This is a genomic window from Bartonella sp. CM120XJJH, from assembly GCF_042194715.1.
In the GTDB taxonomy this organism is placed as follows: Bacteria; Pseudomonadota; Alphaproteobacteria; order Rhizobiales; family Rhizobiaceae; genus Bartonella.
Genome location: NZ_JBHINE010000176.1, coordinates 1 through 503, shown reverse-complemented (window position 1 = coordinate 503; position 503 = coordinate 1). Strand labels below are relative to the sequence as shown.

The 503-nt window shown below is 48.3% G+C and carries 1 pseudogene; it reads left to right on the top strand.

What is annotated here, in order from left to right:
* A pseudogene (locus ACFIKU_RS10425) lies at window positions 1–503 on the top strand (phage tail protein); the annotation flags it as partial.

Below are 503 nucleotides of genomic sequence, written 5' to 3'. Positions count from 1 at the left end.
TTAGCAACATTTGATCAGACCGCCATTGGAGCGGTTGTTACAGCCCCTGATGCTGATAACCAAGTTTTTCCCCTCAACGAGCCCGTGTTGGTCTTTACGCATGAGGGTGAGAAAATCCAAAAGCTTGGGGCAAGAGGCACGGCTCTTGATGTCATTAATGCCGTGTGTGCGCAAGGGATCGAGGCACAAATTATCCTTGTGCGTGTGGAAGAAAAATCAACCATTGCTGAGACACAAACTGAGATGGTGGGGTCCAATACGGCTTTGACTGGTGTGCATGCCTTATCGCATGCTAGAGGGCATTTAGGTGTGGAGCCTGGGATTTTACTGGCACCGGCTTATAGTGCAGGGCGCCTTGATAATGGTAAAAATCCCGTAGCAGATGCGCTTGAACAGGTTGCCGAAAAGCTTCAAGCAATTGCGGTTTTTGATACGGGTGGTAAAAACACGGAAGAAAGCCTTGCCTATCGTGCAGATTTTTCCTCACGCTTTTGTTATCTGAT